The 17,960-nt window shown below is 63.5% G+C and carries 12 protein-coding genes and 1 tRNA gene; 1 reads left to right on the top strand and 12 read right to left on the bottom strand.

What is annotated here, in order from left to right; translation table 11 throughout:
* Positions 1–92: 92 nt before the first annotated feature.
* The 12 genes from ACTJKT_RS14675 to rnr all read right to left on the bottom strand — a co-directional run bounded on the left by ACTJKT_RS14675 (position 93) and on the right by rnr (position 17,405).
* Complete coding sequence (locus tag ACTJKT_RS14675; RefSeq protein WP_440787583.1) at positions 93–1,001, bottom strand: transglutaminase family protein; 909 nt, start codon at positions 999–1,001, stop codon at positions 93–95.
* Positions 1,001–3,487: a circularly permuted type 2 ATP-grasp protein gene (locus tag ACTJKT_RS14670; RefSeq protein ID WP_440787582.1), complete on the bottom strand. Its 2,487-nt coding sequence runs from the start codon at positions 3,485–3,487 to the stop codon at positions 1,001–1,003. The genes ACTJKT_RS14675 and ACTJKT_RS14670 overlap by 1 nt, the downstream gene beginning before the upstream one ends.
* 87 nt (positions 3,488–3,574) lie before the next feature.
* A complete protein-coding gene (locus ACTJKT_RS14665) occupies positions 3,575–6,850 on the bottom strand; it encodes a DUF2126 domain-containing protein (RefSeq protein WP_440787581.1) in 3,276 nt (1,091 codons plus the stop codon).
* A 174-nt stretch (positions 6,851–7,024) separates the two neighbouring features.
* The gene (locus tag ACTJKT_RS14660; protein WP_440787580.1) at positions 7,025–7,543 is read right to left on the bottom strand and encodes a hypothetical protein; all 519 of its coding nucleotides are present in this window, start codon (positions 7,541–7,543) and stop codon (positions 7,025–7,027) included.
* Between the two features lie 111 nt (positions 7,544–7,654).
* The gene (locus ACTJKT_RS14655; RefSeq protein WP_226305411.1) at positions 7,655–9,955 is read right to left on the bottom strand and encodes a YgiQ family radical SAM protein; all 2,301 of its coding nucleotides are present in this window, start codon (positions 9,953–9,955) and stop codon (positions 7,655–7,657) included.
* A gap of 181 nt (positions 9,956–10,136) precedes the next feature.
* Positions 10,137–11,534, bottom strand: coding sequence for a replicative DNA helicase (gene dnaB / locus ACTJKT_RS14650; RefSeq protein WP_007921486.1), 1,398 nt, complete (start codon positions 11,532–11,534; stop codon positions 10,137–10,139).
* 134 nt (positions 11,535–11,668) lie between these two features.
* Positions 11,669–12,115, bottom strand: a complete 447-nt coding sequence (gene rplI / locus ACTJKT_RS14645; RefSeq protein ID WP_007921484.1) for a 50S ribosomal protein L9 — start codon at positions 12,113–12,115, stop codon at positions 11,669–11,671.
* A 21-nt stretch (positions 12,116–12,136) separates the two neighbouring features.
* Positions 12,137–13,036: a hypothetical protein gene (locus ACTJKT_RS14640; RefSeq protein WP_038582557.1), complete on the bottom strand. Its 900-nt coding sequence runs from the start codon at positions 13,034–13,036 to the stop codon at positions 12,137–12,139.
* 36 nt (positions 13,037–13,072) lie between these two features.
* Positions 13,073–13,303 carry a 30S ribosomal protein S18 gene (rpsR, locus tag ACTJKT_RS14635; RefSeq protein WP_002551829.1) on the bottom strand — a complete coding sequence of 77 codons (231 nt, stop codon included), beginning with the start codon at positions 13,301–13,303 and terminating at the stop codon, positions 13,073–13,075.
* A gap of 28 nt (positions 13,304–13,331) precedes the next feature.
* Entirely contained in the window at positions 13,332–13,757 is a 426-nt protein-coding gene (gene rpsF / locus ACTJKT_RS14630) for a 30S ribosomal protein S6 (RefSeq protein WP_007921481.1), read from the bottom strand.
* A 280-nt stretch (positions 13,758–14,037) separates the two neighbouring features.
* Positions 14,038–14,805, bottom strand: a complete 768-nt coding sequence (gene rlmB / locus ACTJKT_RS14625; protein WP_092301453.1) for a 23S rRNA (guanosine(2251)-2'-O)-methyltransferase RlmB — start codon at positions 14,803–14,805, stop codon at positions 14,038–14,040.
* A complete protein-coding gene (gene rnr / locus ACTJKT_RS14620; RefSeq protein ID WP_440787579.1) occupies positions 14,802–17,405 on the bottom strand; it encodes a ribonuclease R in 2,604 nt (867 codons plus the stop codon). The genes rlmB and rnr overlap by 4 nt, the downstream gene beginning before the upstream one ends.
* A 224-nt stretch (positions 17,406–17,629) precedes the next feature.
* On the opposite strand from rnr, the gene ACTJKT_RS14615 reads away from it, so the two are divergent.
* Positions 17,630–17,716 (top strand) — tRNA-Leu (locus ACTJKT_RS14615).
* Positions 17,717–17,960: the final 244 nt, after the last annotated feature.

Genomic DNA, 17,960 nt, shown 5'->3' with positions numbered 1-17,960 from the left:
CCGCTGCCGAAGGCTGCGATAAGGTTCGAAGAACCTTCCTGCGGCCTCAAAAGCACGGCCGCTACGCGCCCGAACGCAGCCTGCGGCAGCGGCTACAGAGGAATGATGACTTCGCCCAGCGGCATCACCGTCACCCGCACTTCCGGGTCGTGGCTGCCGCCGCCGAGAATCACCCCGCGCAACGGCGAGACATCGGAAAAGTCCCGGCCCCAGGCCAGGGTGATGTGCTCCAGTGCCGGCTGCACATTGTTGGTCGGGTCGAAATCCACCCAACCGAGCACCGGGCAGAACACCGAAATCCAGGCATGGGAAGCATCCGCGCCGATCAGGCGTGGCTGCCCCGGCGGTGGCTGGGTCAGCAGGTAGCCGCTGACATAACGCGCCGCCAAACCGCGGGAACGCAAGCACGCCAGCATCAGGTGGGCGAAGTCCTGGCAGACCCCGCGCCGCCGCTCCAGCACCTCCACCAGCGGCGTCGCTACCTGGGTGGCTTCGGCATCGAAGGTGAACTCGCTGAAGATCTTCTCCATCAACGCCTGTACCCCCAACAGCAACGGGCGCCCGGCAGGGAAACAGCTTTCGGAAAACTCGACGAAACTCTTCTTCAGGTGCACATAAGGCGACTCGAAGCGATAGCGGCACGCCTCCATCAAGGCCGCGGACAACGGCCGGCTGCTGTAGGTCAGCGCATTGCGGGTGGCGTCCCAGGGCAATGACCGGGTGAAGTCCAGCGCAGGCCGGGCCAGCACCTCCACCGTCAGCTGCGCATTGACCAGCAACTCGTCATGGGGGCGCTCGAACGCCAGGCGGGTCAGCGGGTTGCCGAACACATCCAGCTCGTCGCGGCGGGTGGTGGGGTCGGGGCTGATCAGCAGTTCCTGCTGGCTGCAATGCTGCCAGGCGCAGGCCCGCGGCCACAGGTGCGCCAGCTGCTGGGCCAGGGACACCGGGCTGTCGTAGTGGTAATGGGTATCGTGGAAAATCTGGTAATGAGCGCTCATCAGACGGACACCGTTTGTTGGCTGACATCGTCGACATGGGCGAAATGCCGCAGCGCCAGGCGGTCGGAAACCTGCCCGCTGGCGTCGGCGATTTCCTGCAACAGGTCGGCCAGGCCTTCGAGTGCCGCGCGCACGCTGGCCTCGCCGAACAGCGGGTTCTCCAGGCAGCCCAGGTCGAAGCGCGACAGGCGCCTCACCAGCACGGGCAAGCCGGCCTCGCGCGGCACCCCGAAATCGTCGTTCAAGCGATTGAGGGTCCGGGTCACCAGCTTCAGCTGGAACAGCACCGCGTGGGGGTTCTGCTCATCGAGCAGCAACAGGTCGAGCACCGGGATCAGCTGCGCCACCGCCAGGTAGCGCGAACGGTAGGTGATGCTGCTGTTGCCCAGCTCCAGCAGCCACTCCAGCCCGGCCTGGTCGAACGCGGTGGCGCCGCGCAGGAAGGCCGCCAGGCTGCTGCTGAGGAACTGCAGGCGCTCGATGCGCCGGCCGATCATCAAAAAGCGCCAGCCTTCGTCGCGGGTCATGTCGTCCAGGGCAAAGCCCGACAGCGCCGCCAGGGACATCACCAGGCGGTTGAGGAAGTCCAGCAACTCGCCAAAGTCCGGCTCGCGGGCCTCCAGCGCCAGGGCTTCGCGCTGCAATTCCACCAGGGCCTGCCAGTTTTCCCGCGAGAGCTTGCCGCGCACCTGGGACGCCGCCCACTGCAGGCGCTGCAGGTTGGAGCGCAGGCTGAAGGACCAATCGTCCCCCAGCAGGGCCGCCAACAGACGCTCGGGCAGCTCGCCCTCGTCCGGCAGCAGCATCAGGCTTTCGCCCAGATCGACCGCCGCCTGCAAGGCCTGCGGATCATCGCCGTCGACATAACGCGCCAGCATGATCCGCAACAGCCGCGCGCTGCCATCGCAGCGCTCGCAGTAACGGCCGAACCAGAACAGGTTTTCCACCACCCGCGACGGCAGGTACGGATCGCGCCGCACCAGGTCATGCACGCCGATGGTCCGCTGGCCCTTCCACTGTTCGCCGCTGGGCGCACGCTCGCCCAGCACCCAGGTGTCCTTGCTGGCGCCGCCGCGCTGCATCGACACCACTTCGGCATCGGCCTCGGCGGCCACCCGGGTCAGACCGCCCGGCAGCACCCGATAACCGTCGCGGCTGGCCACGGCATACACCCGCATGCCGATGGCCCGTGGTTGCAACTGGCTGTCCTCGGCCTGCCAGACCGGCGCCTGGGACAGCTGCGCCAGTTCCTGGGCGACATAGGCATAAGGCCGCGCCCGCATGCGCTCGGCCAGGGCCTGGCGTTCTTTCTCGCAGAGGTCGCGGCCGAACAAGGGGGCAAAGCTCTGGGACGGGAACGCCGGTTTGATCAGCAGCTCCGGAAGTTTCTCCAGGGCCTGGGCCAGCACTGGCGCCTCGCCGCACCACCAGGTGGCGACCGACGGCAGGATCAGTTCTTCGCCAAACAGGTGCTCGCAGATCTTCGGCAGGAAACCCAGCAAGCCTGGCGATTCCAGCACACCGCTGCCCAACGCATTGGCCACCAGCACCCGGCCCCGCCGCACCGCCTCCAGCAGCCCCGGCACGCCGAGGGCCGAGTCGGTGCGCAGCTCCAGCGGGTCGCAGAAGTCGTCGTCGAGCCGGCGCATGATCGCGTGCACCCGCCGCAGGCCGCTCAAGGTCTTGAGGTAGACCGTGGCGTCGCGCACCGTCAGGTCGCCGCCCTCCACCAGCGGATAACCGAGCTGGCGCGCCAGGTACAGGTGCTCGAAATAGCTCTCGTTGAAACGCCCCGGGGTCAGCAGCACGATCAGTGGCGCTTCGTCGTCCCGGGGTGCCTGGCGGGCCAGGGTTTCCTGCAGGGTGCGGAAGAACCCGGCCAGGTGCTGCACCTGCAGGTCGCGGTACAGGTCCGGAAAGGCCCGGGACACAATCATGCGGTTTTCCAGGGCGTAGCCGGCACCGGACGGCGCCTGGGTACGGTCGGCGGTGACCCACCAGCGCCCGTCCGGAGTGCGCGCCAAGTCGACCGCGTACAGGTGCAGGAAAGCGCCATCCGGCGGCTGGATGCCCTGGCACGGCCAGAGAAAATTGTTATGGCCGAACACCAGCTCCGCCGGCAGCAGGCCTTCGCTGATCAGCCGCTGGGGGCCGTACAGGTCGGCCAGTACCGCATTGAGCAAACGCGCCCGCTGGGCGATCCCGGCGGACAGCTGCTGCCATTCATCGGCGGCGATCACATGGGGCAGCAGGTCCAGTTCCCACGGCCGGTCGGCGCCCTTGGGGTCGGCATAGACGTTGTAGGTGACGCCGTTTTCCTGGATCTGCCGGGTCAGCAGGGCCTGGCGCTGCATCAACTGCGCCGGCGTGCTGCGCTGCAACTGGTCGAACAGCCGGCGCCAGTGCGGGCGCACCGCGCCGCTGGCGTCGAGCAGTTCGTGGTAGGTACCCGCCGTCAGCGGGTAGTGGTCAAGCAGGTCAGGCATGGAGAGCTCGGCAGACGGCAAGGTAAGTCAGATTAACGCAGACACATGACACCCGGATATGCGAAACACCCGGGTGTCGCGCCTGCTTTAGAAACGTCGCAAATCGAGTGTCATCGGCAACTCGTCGTTGATCGTCAGGCTCGGCACCGACAAGGTGCCGGGGCTATGCCCCAGGCGGAAGAAGCGCGCCATGCGCCGGCTTTCGGCCTCATTGGCATTCACCGGCAGGCTGTCGTAGTTGCGCCCGCCCGGGTGGGCCACGTGGTACTGGCAACCGCCCAGGGAACGCTGCATCCAGGTGTCGAGCAGGTCGAACACCAGGGGCGCATGCACCGGGATGGTCGGCTGCAGGCAGTTGAAGGGCTGCCAGGCGCGATAGCGCACCCCGGCGACGAACTCCCCGACCCGCCCGGTGGGTTGCAGCGGCACCGCGACGCCGTTGCAGGTCAGCAGGTAGCGCTGCGGGGCCAGCCCGGTGAGCTTGACCTGCAGACGCTCCAGCGACGAGTCGACATAACGCACCGTGCCGCCAGCGGAACCCTCCTCCCCCAGCACATGCCAAGGCTCCAGGGCCTGGCGCAGCTCCAACTCGACACCGCCGACCGCGTAATCGCCGACCTTGGGGAAACGGAACTCCAGGTGCGCGGCGAACCATTCGGCGCGCAGCGGATAGCCGGCGGCATTGAGCTCGACTATGACGTCGGCAAAGTCCTGCTCGATAAAGTGCGGCAACAGGAAGCGATCGTGCAGCTCGGTGCCCCAGCGCGCCAGCTTGGCCGGCGCATAGGGCTCGCGCCAGAAGCGCGCCACCAGCGCCCGTAGCAACAGTTGCTGGGCCAGGCTCATGCGCGCATGGGGCGGCATTTCAAAGGCGCGCAGTTCCAGCAGGCCCAGGCGCCCGGTGGCGCCGTCCGGCGAGTACAGCTTATCGATGCAGAACTCGGCGCGGTGGGTGTTGCCGGTGACGTCGATCAACAGGTTGCGCAGCAGCCGATCGACCAGCCACGGCGGGCACTCCTCGCCCGGTTCAGGCATCTGCGCGAAGGCGATTTCCAGCTCATACAAGGCATCGTTGCGCGCCTCGTCGACCCGCGGCGCCTGGGAAGTGGGGCCGATGAACAGCCCGGAGAACAGGTAGGACAACGACGGATGGTTGTGCCAGTAGCTGATCAGGCTGCGCAACAGGTCCGGCCGGCGCAGGAAGGGCGAGTCCGCCGGCGTCGCGCCGCCCAGCACGAAGTGGTTGCCGCCGCCGGTGCCGGTGTGGCGCCCGTCGATCATGAATTTCTCGGTGGTCAGGCGGGTCTGCCGGGCTTGTTCGTAGAGGAATTCGGTGCGCTCCACCAGCTCGTCCCAACTGGCGGACGGCTGTACGTTGACCTCGATCACGCCCGGGTCCGGGGTGACGCGGAAGTTGCTCAGGCGCGGATCGCTCGGCGGCTCGTAGCCCTCCAGCAACACCGGGCAATGCAGCTCTTCGGCCGTGGCCTCGATGGCGCTGACCAGCTCCAGGTAATCCTCCAGGCGCTCCAGGGGCGGCATGAACAGGTACAAGCGCCCGCCCCGCGCCTCGGCGCAGAATGCGGTGCGGGTCAGCCAGTCGGCGGACTGGTCGATCTGCGGCACCCGTTCATCGGCCTCGGCCGCCTCGCCATGCTCACGCAGTTGCGCGCTGTCCGGCAGCTCGGGCAGCTCCTGGTTCGGATCGGTGGGATGGACATAGGGGTACTCCGCCGCCGTCACCCAGGGCTGGGATGCCAGCGGCAGGCGATAACCCAGGGGCGAATCCCCCGGGACCAGCCGGCAATGGCTGTCGCGCAGGTACCAGCGGCCGCTCTGCCATTGGTCGCCACTGGCGGTACGGGCCAGCGGCAGGACCTGGCCGATGACCTTGTCCAGGCCCTGGCTGAACACCTTGCGCAGGCGCGCCCGCTCCAACTCGTCCGCCAGCCGCGAATCCTCGGCGCTGACGTTCTGCGGCAAGCTGCCTTCGCGCCACAGGTAGTAGAAATTGTCTTCATAGGCCGGGAACACGAAGCGCGGCGGCAGTTTCAAGCGTTCGGCGACGCTGGCCAGGAAACGCCCGGCCAGCTCGCTGTCGGCGCCGTAGTCTTCGTGCTCGTCGGCGATCAGCGCGGCGTTGTGCCAGATCGACACGCCATCGCGGCGCCAATAGCAGTTCAGCGACCAGCGCGGCAGTTGCTCGCCCGGGTACCACTTGCCCTGGCCGAAATGCACCAGGCCCTTGGGCGCGTAGTGGTTGCGCATGCGCTGGAACAACTCGGCGGACAACCGGCGCTTGTTCGGCCCGAGGGCCGCGGTGTTCCATTCGGCGCCATCCGGGTCGTCGATCGAAACGAAGGTCGGCTCGCCGCCCATGGTCAGGCGCACGTCGCCCGCCAGCAGGTCGGCATCGATCTGCCGGCCCAGGGTCTGGATCGCCAGCCATTGCTCCTCGGTGTAGGGCTTGGTGACCCGCGGCGCTTCCCAGACCCGCTCCACCGACATCTCGTGGCTGAACTCGCATTCGCAAGGCTCCACCAGGCCGCTGATCGGTGCCGCCGAGGACGGATCGGGGCTGCACGCCAACGGGATATGCCCTTCCCCGGCAAACAGCCCGGAAGTGGCGTCCAGGCCGATCCAGCCGGCGCCGGGCAGGTACACCTCGCACCAGGCGTGCAGATCGGTGAAGTCCACCTCGGTACCGGACGGGCCATCGAGGGATTTGACGTCGGCGGTCAGCTGGATCAGGTAGCCGGAAACAAACCGCGCGGCCAGCCCCAGGTTGCGCAGCAGCTGCACCAGCAGCCAGGCGGAGTCGCGGCAGGAGCCGGAAGCCTTGTCGAGGGTCTGCTCCGGCGTCTGCACGCCCGGCTCCATGCGGATCAGGTAGCCGATGTCTTCGCTCAGCCGCTGGTTCAGACCCACCAGGAAATCCACCGCCGGCAGCGGCGTGCGGTCGATGCCCGCCAGATACGCCTTGAACTTCGGCGTCAACGGCAGGGTTTCCAGGTAAGGCGCCAGCTCCCGCTGCTCGTCGGCGGCGTAGGCGAAGGGGATCTTCTCCGCGTAGGGCTCGAGGAAGAAATCGAACGGATTGAACACCGCCATCTCCGCCAGCAGATCGACTTCGATGCGCAGCTCGTCGGTCTTTTCCGGGAAGACCAGGCGCGCCAGGTAGTTGCCCTGGGGGTCCTGCTGCCAGTTGATGAAGTGCTGCTCGGGCTGGACCTTCAGCGCATAGGAGAGAATCCGCGTGCGGCTATGGGCCGCCGGACGCAGGCGAACGATCTGCGGGCCGAGTTCGACCGCGCGGTCGTAGCGGTAATGCGTGACATGGTGCAATGCGACATGGATCGACACGGCGTGCCTCCTGCGGGCCTGAACGTACAGGAAAGCGCGCAAGACTTATGCCAGAGCACCAGTCCCGGCGTTTCCCCCCAACGGCTGTGGGCAGTACAGCACCAAAAGCGCGCGGTGCGTGCCTTGGCGTGCGCAGGGTTGCACATAAATGTGGCGACAGGATGTAGCCGGCGGTCAGCGCAGCCGCTTCAGGCCGGCTTCCAGTTGCCGCAGGCGCCGGCGTTTGCGCGCCGCCACCTGCAGCACCTTGAGCCCGCGCTGGTAGCGCCGGGTACTCATCAGGTACAGCCCGGTCAGGGGGATGCACAGGACAAAGGCCGGGAAGAGGCGCTGGCGGGAATCCAGCAGGACCAGCAGCGCACACGCCAGGCACAACACCAGCGCGCCGAACAAGGCCCAGGCCCCGCGCGGGTAACCGCGGATCACCAGCAGGAAGCACAGGCTCATCAGCAGGCCAACGCCCAGCATCGCCATCAGGGCGTAGTTGGCGACCTCGAAGTCCCGGGGGAAATACAGATGGGGCACCTGCGCCGCGGTCAACGAGAGGCTGAAGACTGTCGTCATCATCACCGCGATATGAATCACCCCGAAGCGCCGCACATAGGGCTGCCAGGCGAGCCATTCGGCGGTCTTGAGAAGCAGCAGCTTGTCTTCGATCTGCTGTTGTTGCGGGGTTTTCCTGCGACGTAACACGCTGCTCTTCCTTGAGTCGATGCCAATCCTGGGGCGCACCTTAACAAACCCGAATCGCGAAATGCACAACGCCAACCCTGGGGTTGGCGTTGTGTCTGTACAGCAGCTGCCTTAGCGGGGCACGACCGGTTTGCGGGTCGGCTTCTTGCCTTTGCCCTTGGCCGCATCCGTGCGTTCCTTGGCGGCCTGCTTGTTGCGGGCCATCGCGGCGGCCTTGGCCTGTTCGCGCTTGTCCCACGGGTTGCTGCCGTCGCTGCCCCGTGGCGGCAGGCCGGTGTGCTGGGTGAGGATCCTGGTGGTTTCCTTGGCCACTTTGTGGCTGCCAGCCGGCGTCGAGTTCTTGCGACGGGCGCTCTGGTAGCTGTCGGTAGCCGGCTGATGCAACGGAATCAGCTGGTGCTTGCCCGGCCCGATCAGGTCGGCGCGGCCCATGCGGGTCAGTGCTTCACGCAGCATCGGCCAGCCTTTCGGATCGTGGTAACGCAGGAACGCCTTGTGCAGGCGACGCTGCTCCTCGCTCTTGACGATGGTCACCCCGTCACTCTTGTAGGTGACCTTGCGCAGCGGGTTCTTGCCCGAGTGGTACATGGCGGTGGCGGTGGCCATCGGCGACGGGTAGAACGCCTGCACCTGGTCGGCGCGGAAACCGTTGCCCTTGAGCCACAGGGCCAGGTTCATCATGTCTTCGTCGGTGGTGCCCGGGTGCGCGGCGATAAAGTACGGAATCAGGTACTGCTCCTTGCCTGCTTCCTTGGAGTACTTCTCGAACATCCGCTTGAACCGGTCGTAGGTACCGATGCCCGGTTTCATCATCTGGTTGAGCGGACCTTCCTCGGTGTGTTCCGGGGCGATCTTCAGGTAGCCACCGACGTGGTGGGTCACCAGTTCCTTGACGTATTCCGGCGACTCGACCGCGAGGTCGTAGCGCAGGCCGGAAGCGATCAGGATCTTCTTCACCCCCGGCAAGGCGCGGGCGCTGCGATACAGCTGGATCAGCGACGAGTGATCGGTGTTCAGGTTCGGGCAGATGCCAGGGAACACGCAGGACGGCTTGCGGCACGCGGATTCGATTTCCGGGCTCTTGCAGGCGATGCGGTACATGTTCGCGGTCGGGCCGCCGAGGTCGGAGATGACCCCGGTAAAACCTGGAACCTTGTCGCGAATCTCTTCGATCTCGCGAATGATCGACTCTTCGGAACGGTTCTGGATGATGCGGCCTTCGTGCTCGGTGATCGAGCAGAAGGTGCAGCCGCCAAAGCAGCCACGCATGATGTTCACCGAGAAACGGATCATGTCGTAGGCCGGGATCTTCTCCTTGCCGTACGCCGGGTGCGGGATGCGCTGATACGGCATGCCGAACACGTAGTCCATCTCTTCGGTGGTCATCGGGATGGGCGGCGGGTTGAACCAGACATCGATCTCGCCATGCTTCTGCACCAGCGCACGGGCGTTGCCCGGGTTGGTTTCCAGGTGCAGCACGCGGTTGGCGTGGGCGTAGAGCACCGGATCGTTACGCACCTTTTCCATCGACGGCAGGCGGATCACGGTCTTGTCCCGGGTCATCTTCGGGCTGGCCAGGATCTGCACGACCTTGGCTTCCTGAGGATCCTCGACTGGGCCTTTTTCCTGCTCGATAGCGCAAGCCTGGGTGTCCTGGGTGTTGACGTAGGGGTTGATGATCTTGTCGATCTTGCCCGGACGGTCGATACGCGTGGAGTCCACTTCGTACCAGCCCTGCGGCGTGTCACGGCGAATGAACGCGGTGCCGCGCACGTCGGTGATGTCTTCGATCTTGTGCCCGTAGGACAGGCGCTGGGCGACTTCGACAATCGCCCGCTCGGCGTTGCCGTAGAGCAGGATGTCGGCGCTGGCGTCGATCAGGATCGAGTTGCGTACCCGGTCCTGCCAGTAGTCGTAGTGGGCGATGCGGCGCAGGGAGGCTTCGATGCCGCCCAGGACGATCGGCACGTGCTTGTAGGCTTCCTTGCAGCGCTGGCTGTAGACCAGGCTGGCGCGGTCCGGACGCTTACCCGCCAGGCCACCCGGGGTGTAGGCGTCGTCGGAACGGATTTTCTTGTCCGCGGTGTAGCGGTTGATCATCGAGTCCATGTTGCCGGCCGCGACGCCGAAGAACAGGTTCGGCTCGCCGAGCTTCATGAAATCGTCTTTGGACTGCCAGTTCGGCTGGGCGATGATCCCGACGCGGAAGCCCTGGGACTCCAGCAGCCGGCCGATGATCGCCATGCCGAACGACGGGTGATCGACGTAGGCATCACCGGTGACGATGATGATGTCGCAGGAATCCCAGCCGAGCTGATCCATCTCCGCCCTGCTCATCGGCAGGAACGGCGCCGGTCCGAAACATTCGGCCCAGTACTTGGGATAGTCAAATAACGGCTTGGCTGCTTGCATGTCGATGACCGGTATAGGTGTAGATAAGGGCGCGTTTATTTACAGAGAAATTCGCGGGCGCGGAATATAGCACAAAAAATGACCAATTCCGACGACCATGGTCGGAAATCGGTGGGGCGTTTATCGCGGGCAAGCCTCGCTCCTACAGGAACACTATGACCTGGGAGGCTTGCCTGCGGCCTTACTCGTCGTCGTCGAAGTTGTAGCTGCCCGGCGCGAGGTTCTCGAAGCGGGTGTACTTGCCGATGAACGCCAGGCGGATAAAGCCGATCGGGCCGTTCCGCTGCTTGCCGATGATGATCTCGGCAATGCCCTTGTGCTCGGTTTCGGGGTGATACACCTCGTCCCGGTACACGAACATGATGACGTCGGCGTCCTGCTCGATCGCTCCGGATTCCCGCAAGTCGGAGTTCACCGGGCGCTTGTTCGGACGCTGCTCGAGGGAGCGGTTGAGCTGGGACAGGGCCACTACCGGGCAGTTGAATTCCTTGGCCAGGGCCTTGAGGGAACGGGAGATCTCGGAAATCTCGTTGGTCCGGTTGTCGCCGCTGGAACCCGGGATCTGCATCAGCTGCAGGTAGTCGATCATGATCAGGGCGATGTCGCCGTGCTCACGCACCAGGCGGCGGGTCCGCGCACGCATTTCCGAAGGGCTGATACCGGCGGTGTCGTCGATGAACAGCTTGCGGTCGTTGAGCAGGTTGACCGCCGAGGTCAGGCGCGGCCAGTCGTCGTCTTCCAGCTGGCCGGAACGCACCTTGGTCTGGTCGATACGGCCGAGGGACGACAGCATACGCATGATCAGCGATTCGCCTGGCATCTCGAGGGAGTACACCAGCACCGCCTTGTCGCTGCGCAATACGGCGTTTTCCACCAGGTTCATGGCAAAGGTGGTCTTACCCATGGACGGACGGCCGGCGACGATGATCAGGTCGGCTGGCTGCAGGCCGCTGGTCTTCTCGTCGAGGTCGGTGTAGCCGGTGGACAGGCCGGTGATGGCGTTGTCGGTGTTGAACAGGGTGTCGATACGGTCGATGGCCTTGGTCAGCAACTCGTTGACGCCCACCGGGCCGCCGGTCTTCGGACGGGCTTCGGCGATCTGGAAGATCTGCCGTTCGGCTTCGTCGAGGATCTCTTCGGCGGTGCGGCCCTCGGGGTTGAAGGCGCTGTCGGCGATCTCGGTGCTGATGCCGATCAGCTGGCGCAGGGTGGCGCGCTGGCGAACGATCTGCGCATAGGCCTTGATGTTGGCCACCGACGGCGTGTTCTTCGCCAGCTCGCCCAGGTAGCCCAGGCCGCCGACCTGGGACGTCTGGCCTTCCTTGTCCAGCTGCTCGGACAGGGTCACGACGTCGATCGGCATGTTCTGATCGGCCAGCTTGGCGATCGCGCGGAAAATCAAGCGGTGGTCATGCCGATAGAAGTCGCCGTCGGAGACTTGATCGAGCACCCGCTCCCAGGCGTTGTTGTCCAGCATCAGACCACCGAGCACGGCCTGTTCGGCCTCGATGGAATGTGGCGGCACCTTCAGGGCAGCGGTTTGCAGATCGTATTGCTCGGGAGCGGAGATATCGTTCATGGCCACTTGGTTTTTTAGGAAAAGCAGGGGTTTGAAAAACTGAGGGTACAGAAAGACAAAGGGCACGACCTGTAAACAGGATCGTGCCCGATGTTACCGGCTAGCTCCCGAGGGTGCCAGCCGACAAGTACTGCTTAAGCTGCTACCACGACAACGCGTACGGTGGCTTCAACTTCGGCGTGCAGGTGCACGGCTACGTCGAATTCACCTACGTTGCGGATGGTGCCGTTCGGCAGACGAACTTCGCTTTTTGCCACTTCAACGCCGGAGGCGGTCAGTGCATCAGCGATGTCGTGGGTGCCGATCGAACCGAACAGCTTGCCTTCGTCACCAGCGGTGGCAGTGATAGTCACTTCCAGCTCAGCCAGTTGGGCAGCGCGAGTTTCGGCAGAAGCCTTTTTCTCTGCAGCCAGTTTTTCCAGCTCGGCACGACGCGCTTCGAACGCAGCCAGGTTGGCAGCGGTAGCAGCGGTGGCTTTGCCGAAAGGCAGCAGGTAGTTACGGCCGTAACCAGCCTTAACGTTTACCTTATCGCCCAGGTTGCCCAGGTTGGCGATTTTTTCCAGCAGGATCAGTTCCATTTGGTAATAACCTCTTAACTTTTAACCTTCACCGTTCGCAGAGCCGTTATCAGCGTCTTTCGGCGCCGAACGACCGCGAAAATCAATCAGGCTGTCGACTATGGCCAACACCACGAGCAACGGATAGATCAGCTGCATAAACAGCAACAGCGTTACGTACAACCCCACCAGCCAGAACCTGGCCAGTCGCCCTTGCGCCACCAGCCCGTGAATCAGGGCCAGCCCGGCGAACACCAGCGGTACGCTGCACAACGGCGTCAGCATCGCCATCTGTGGACCGAGATTCGGTCCCAGCAGCATGCAGGCCAGCAGCAACATCGCCAGTCCCAGCGGGAGCTTGATAGCGCGAAACTCGCGCCCAAAACCACCCGGGTTGTACAACAACGCCTGCCAGTAGCGCCCGACAATCAGGCTCAGCACACTGACGACCTGCAACAAGGCCGCTATCAGGCCGGTCAGGACCGGTGCAATCAGTGAGGCGAGACGAGCCCGCTCTTCAACCGACAGTTGCTGGTAGAGATCACCGAGGGCCAACGGCAGGATTTTTACCAACTCCTGCGAGAGCATCTCGATCTGGGGGCGGTAAGCCACACCCAGCACTCCAGCAAACACCAGGCCCAGCGCTATGCTGACCAGCAGCACACGGTTCCAGGATTCGCTTGCGCGCAAAACCAACGCAAGGCCCGAAGACCCCAGCAGCACCATGAGTGCGCGTGGATCGCCGGAATACAGCCACCAGAACAATGCCGGCAGCAATCCCAGGGCGAGGACACCAAGGGCGTCGCTCAAACCGCGCCGCAGGAGCACCAGGCTTCCCGCAGCAGCACCCAACCAATACAACAACGGCAATGCCGCACATCCGGCCACTACCAGAGTGGCCTGCATACGGCCGCGCATGATGAACTCAGCTAAGGCGCGCATGCATTCAATCCCTTACTACTTGTCGACTGCCCGGTCTCAGCGGCCGTGGCTGTCGGTGTAGGCCAGCAGGGCCAGGAAGCGGGCGCGCTTGATAGCGGTGGCCAGCTGACGCTGATAACGAGCTTTGGTACCGGTGATACGGCTTGGAACGATTTTGCCGGTCTCGGATACGTAGGCTTTCAGAGTGTTGAGATCTTTGTAATCGATCTCTTTCACGTCTTCAGCGGTGAAGCGGCAGAATTTACGACGACGGAAGAAACGTGCCATGTAATTGGCTCCTCAAAAGGTCCGTGGATTACTCGTCAGCGTTATCGCTGGCGTCGCTGTTATCGCTGTCATCGCCATCGGCGCTGTCAGAATGCTCAGGACGGTCACGACGCTCACGGCGCTCACTGCGGTTCTCTTCAGCCTTGAGCATCTCGGATTGGCCAGTGATGGCTTCTTCGCGACGGATGACCAGGTTACGGATCACAGCATCGTTGTAACGGAAGTTGTCTTCCAGCTCAGCCAGGGCTTTACCGGTGCACTCAACGTTCAGCATCACGTAGTGAGCCTTGTGAACATTGTTGATTGCGTAGGCCAGTTGACGACGGCCCCAGTCTTCCAGACGGTGGATTTTGCCGCCGTCTTCTTCGATCAGCTTGGTGTAACGCTCAACCATGCCGCCGACTTGCTCGCTCTGGTCAGGGTGGACCAGAAAGATGATTTCGTAATGACGCATGAATGCTCCTTACGGGTTGTAGCCTGCCGCTCAAAAGCGGTCAGACAAGGAGTGAATGACACTTGTGTGTCTTGCCAGAGATAGGCACATATGCGCCTGCCGCAACGGCAAGGGGCGCAATTGTAGAGAAGGGGCAACAGCGGCGCAAGGCAATTGGTGATTATTTGAACAATTTGGCGCCAGGGCACGCCAAACCTGCCGGACGGGCCTGCTCACGATTGCGGCACCTGAGTCGGGTCGCTATCGCGAGCAAGCTCGCGCCTGCATGGAGGGAGGAAACTCAGGCCTTCTTGGCTGCGCCCTTGGCCTTGGCCGCACGCTGGCGCGTGGCCTCGAACAGGCACACGCCGGTAGCCACGGAGACGTTGAGACTGCTGACGCTACCGGCCATCGGCAGGCGCACCAGGAAATCGCAATGCTCGCGGGTGAGGCGACGCATACCCTTGCCTTCGGCGCCCATGATCAGGATGGTCGGCCCGGTCAGGTCCTGATCATAGAGTTCCTGCTCGGCTTCGCCAGCCGTGCCGACAACCCACAGGCCGCGCTGCTGAAGCTTTTCCAGGGTGCGCGCCAGGTTGGTCACGGCCACCAACGGGATCACTTCCGCGGCGCCGCACGCGACTTTACGCACGGTCGGGGTCAGGGTCGCCGATTTGTCTTTCGGCACCAGCACCGCCAGCGCGCCAGCCGCATCGGCGGTACGCAGGCAGGCGCCGAGGTTGTGCGGGTCGGTCACACCGTCCAGCACGAGAAGCAGAGGCGCGCCTTCGGTACGGTCGAGCAGCTCATCGAGCATCGCCTCGCCCCAGACCTGGCTCGGGCTCACTTCAGCCACGACGCCCTGGTGAACGCCTTCGACCCAGGCATCCATTTCGCGACGCTCGGCCTGACCGACCGCCACGCGATTCTGCCCGGCCAGGTCCACCAGCACCTGCACGCGCGGATCGCTGCGGCCTTCGGCCAGCCAGATCTGCTTGACGCGCTTGGGGTGGTGACGCAGCAATGCTTCTACAGCGTGCACGCCGTAGATCTTTTCCAACTGACTCATGACTTGGCCTTGGGTTTACGCGCCCCGCCGCTTTTCGCCGCAGGACCTGCGCCCGCTTTCGGCGGGCCTTTACGATGTTTGCTCGGCTTGGACGCCGGCTTCCCGGACTTTCCCCCAGACGCCGCTTTACCGCCGCTTTTGGCTTCGGCCAGCAACGCCTGCTTCATTTCACGGCTCTTGCGCACTTCGGCGTTTTTCGCCGCGGCATCGCTGGAGCGGTAGGCCTCGACCGGCTTTTCCTTGGCCGGGCCACGACGGCCGGTCTTGGCCGGAGCAGGCTCGGCAGCAGTCTTGGCCGGAGGCACATCGACCGCGCCGCGTTTTTTGCGACCGATCGGCGCGCTGATGGTTTTTTCCGCCATCTCGAAGTCAATCTTGCGCTCGTCCAGGTCGACGCGCATGACCCGCACTTCCACACTGTCACCCAGGCGGAAGCTGCGGCCGGTGCGCTCGCCCGCCAGGCGGTGGTGCACAGGATCGAAGTGGTAGTAGTCGCCCGGCAGCGCCGTGACATGCACCAGACCTTCGACATAGATATCGGTCAGTTCGACGAACAGGCCAAAACCGGTCACCGCGGTGATCACGCCCGGGAACGACTCGCCCACGCGATCCTTCATGTACTCGCACTTGAGCCAGTTCACCACGTCGCGGGTCGCTTCGTCGGCACGCCGCTCGCTCATCGAGCACTGCTCGCCAAGCTGCTCGAGAACCGCCTCGTCGTACGGATAGATGCGCGCCTTCGGAATGGTCATCGCACCAGCACGACGCACGTGAGGGGTGTTCTGCTTGGAGTGGATGACACTGCGAATCGCCCGGTGCGTCAGCAGGTCCGGGTAACGGCGAATCGGCGAGGTGAAGTGGGTATAGGCTTCGTAGTTCAGGCCGAAGTGGCCCTGATTGTCAGCGCTGTACACCGCCTGGCTCAACGAACGCAGCATCACGGTCTGGATCAGGTGGAAATCCGGACGATCCTTGATGTTTTCCAGCAATGCCTGGTAGTCCTTCGGCGTCGGGCCGTCCTTGCTTTTATGCAGGGACAGGCCAAGCTCGCCGAGGAAGGCGCGCAGTTTTTCCAGGCGCTCTGGCGGCGGGCCGTCGTGGACGCGATAGAGCGCAGGGATTTCGTGCTTCTTGAGGAATTCGGCGGTGGCCACGTTGGCCGCCAGCATGCATTCCTCGATCAGCTTGTGCGCATCGTTGCGAGTAGTCGGGCGAATTTCGGCGATCTTGCGCTCGGAACCGAAGATGATCCGGGTTTCCTGAGTCTCGAAGTCGATGGCGCCACGGGTATGGCGGGCACCGAGCAGCACCTTGTACAGCGCATAAAGCTGCTTGAGGTGCGGCACGACATCGGCGTACTCGCCACGCAGCTGCTTGGCTTCGCTGGTTTTCGGCTGCTCGAGGATGGTGCTGACCTTGTTGTAGGTCAGGCGCGCCTTGGAGTGGATCACCGCTTCGTAGAACTGGTAGTCGGTCATCTCGCCGGACTTGGAGATGGTCATCTCGCACACCATGGCCAGGCGATCGACTTTCGGGTTCAGCGAGCACAGGCCGTTGGACAGCTGCTCCGGCAGCATCGGCACCACACGCTCGGGGAAGTACACCGAGTTGCCGCGCACCTGAGCCTCGGCATCCAGCGCCGAACCGATCTTCACGTAACTGGAAACGTCGGCAATCGCCACGTACAGCTTCCAGCCACCGCCGAACAGGCGCAGCTTGCCAGGCTTGGCTTCGCAGTAAACCGCATCGTCGAAGTCGCGGGCGTCTTCGCCGTCGATGGTGACGAACGGCAGATCGCGCAGGTCGATGCGCTTCTCTTTGTCCTTCTCTTCGACTTCCGGCTTGAGCTTGCCGGCTTCCTTCAGCACTGCCTCAGGCCAGACGTGAGGAATATCGTAGGTGCGCAAGGCAACATCGATTTCCATGCCCGGGGCCATGTAGTTGCCCACGACCTCGACCACGTCGCCTTGCGGCTGGAAGCGCGGAGTCGGCCAGTGGGTGATCTTCACCTCGACGAACTGGCCAATCTTGGCGCCGGCATTGCGGCCCGGGGTCACCAGCACTTCCTGCTGGATCTTCGGGTTGTCCGCCACCACAAAACCAATGCCGCCCTCTTCGAAGTAACGGCCGACGATGCTCTCGTGAGCACGGGACACCACTTCGACGATCATGCCTTCACGGCGACCACGGCGATCCAGGCCGGAAACCCGGGCCAGCGCACGATCGCCATCGAACACCAGACGCATCTGCGCCGGGCTCATGAACAGGTCGTCGCTGCCGTCATCGGGAACCAGGAAGCCGAAGCCGTCACGGTGACCGCTGATGCGGCCGAGGATCAGGTCGAGCTTGTCCACCGGCGCATAAGTGCCGCGACGGGTGTAGATCAGTTGGGCATCGCGCTCCATGGCGCGCAGGCGGCGACGCAGGGCCTCGATCTGGTCTTCTGTGGTCAGACCAAACTCTTCGACCAGCTGTTCGCGGTTAGCAGGCGAACCCCGATCAGCAAGGTGCTGAAGGATCAGTTCGCGGCTAGGGATAGGGTTTTCATATTTTTCCGCTTCACGAGCGGCCTCGGGATCGAGGGACTGCCAATCGGCCATTAGATAAATTTCACCTTGTCTATATGCGGGTTAGTTTGGCATACGCGTATTGAAACGGGAAATTTCAGGCTAAGACAGGCTCCGAAAAGTCCTTTCAAGGCTTCAGAAGCATCCTGTAAAAGCCGTCGGCGAATTTTTTTCAATATTTTCAAGATCAGGGGTTTACAGCTCAAAAGGTGGTCCGTATAGTGCGCGCCATCGACGACGGAGACGTTGCCGATACTGCCCAGATGGTGAAATTGGTAGACACGCCAGCTTCAGGTGCTGGTGGCCGCAAGGCCGTGGAAGTTCGAGTCTTCTTCTGGGCACCAATTCAGAGCTGCAGATCCTTTGAATCTTCAGACTCCCCCAAAAACCCGCGAAAGCGGGTTTTTGCATTCTAAGTGTTTGATTTATTGAATCTAAGTCAAAACAGGGCTTTACAGATTCAAAGACGCTCCGTATAGTTCGCCCCATCAACAGCGGCAACGTTGCTGATACTGCCCAGATGGTGAAATTGGTAGACACGCCAGCTTCAGGTGCTGGTGGCCGCAAGGCCGTGGAAGTTCGAGTCTT

The sequence above is a fragment of the Pseudomonas sp. 22526 genome, from assembly GCF_052044735.1.
Classification (GTDB): Bacteria; Pseudomonadota; Gammaproteobacteria; order Pseudomonadales; family Pseudomonadaceae; genus Aquipseudomonas; species Aquipseudomonas piscium.
This window is presented reverse-complemented; position numbering and strand designations above follow the sequence as displayed.

Excerpts from the sequence above, each read along its gene's own strand:
- ACTJKT_RS14675 (WP_440787583.1), bottom strand. The coding sequence starts at position 1,001 with ATGAGCGCTCATTACCAGATTTTCCACGATACCCATTACCACTACGAC.
- ACTJKT_RS14670 (WP_440787582.1), bottom strand. The coding sequence starts at position 3,487 with ATGCCTGACCTGCTTGACCACTACCCGCTGACGGCGGGTACCTACCAC.
- ACTJKT_RS14655 (WP_226305411.1), bottom strand. The coding sequence starts at position 9,955 with ATGCAAGCAGCCAAGCCGTTATTTGACTATCCCAAGTACTGGGCCGAA.
- dnaB (WP_007921486.1), bottom strand. The coding sequence starts at position 11,534 with ATGAACGATATCTCCGCTCCCGAGCAATACGATCTGCAAACCGCTGCC.
- rplI (WP_007921484.1), bottom strand. The coding sequence starts at position 12,115 with ATGGAACTGATCCTGCTGGAAAAAATCGCCAACCTGGGCAACCTGGGC.
- ACTJKT_RS14640 (WP_038582557.1), bottom strand. The coding sequence starts at position 13,036 with ATGCGCGCCTTAGCTGAGTTCATCATGCGCGGCCGTATGCAGGCCACT.
- rpsR (WP_002551829.1), bottom strand. The coding sequence starts at position 13,303 with ATGGCACGTTTCTTCCGTCGTCGTAAATTCTGCCGCTTCACCGCTGAA.
- rpsF (WP_007921481.1), bottom strand. The coding sequence starts at position 13,757 with ATGCGTCATTACGAAATCATCTTTCTGGTCCACCCTGACCAGAGCGAG.
- rlmB (WP_092301453.1), bottom strand. The coding sequence starts at position 14,805 with ATGAGTCAGTTGGAAAAGATCTACGGCGTGCACGCTGTAGAAGCATTG.
- rnr (WP_440787579.1), bottom strand. The coding sequence starts at position 17,405 with ATGGCCGATTGGCAGTCCCTCGATCCCGAGGCCGCTCGTGAAGCGGAA.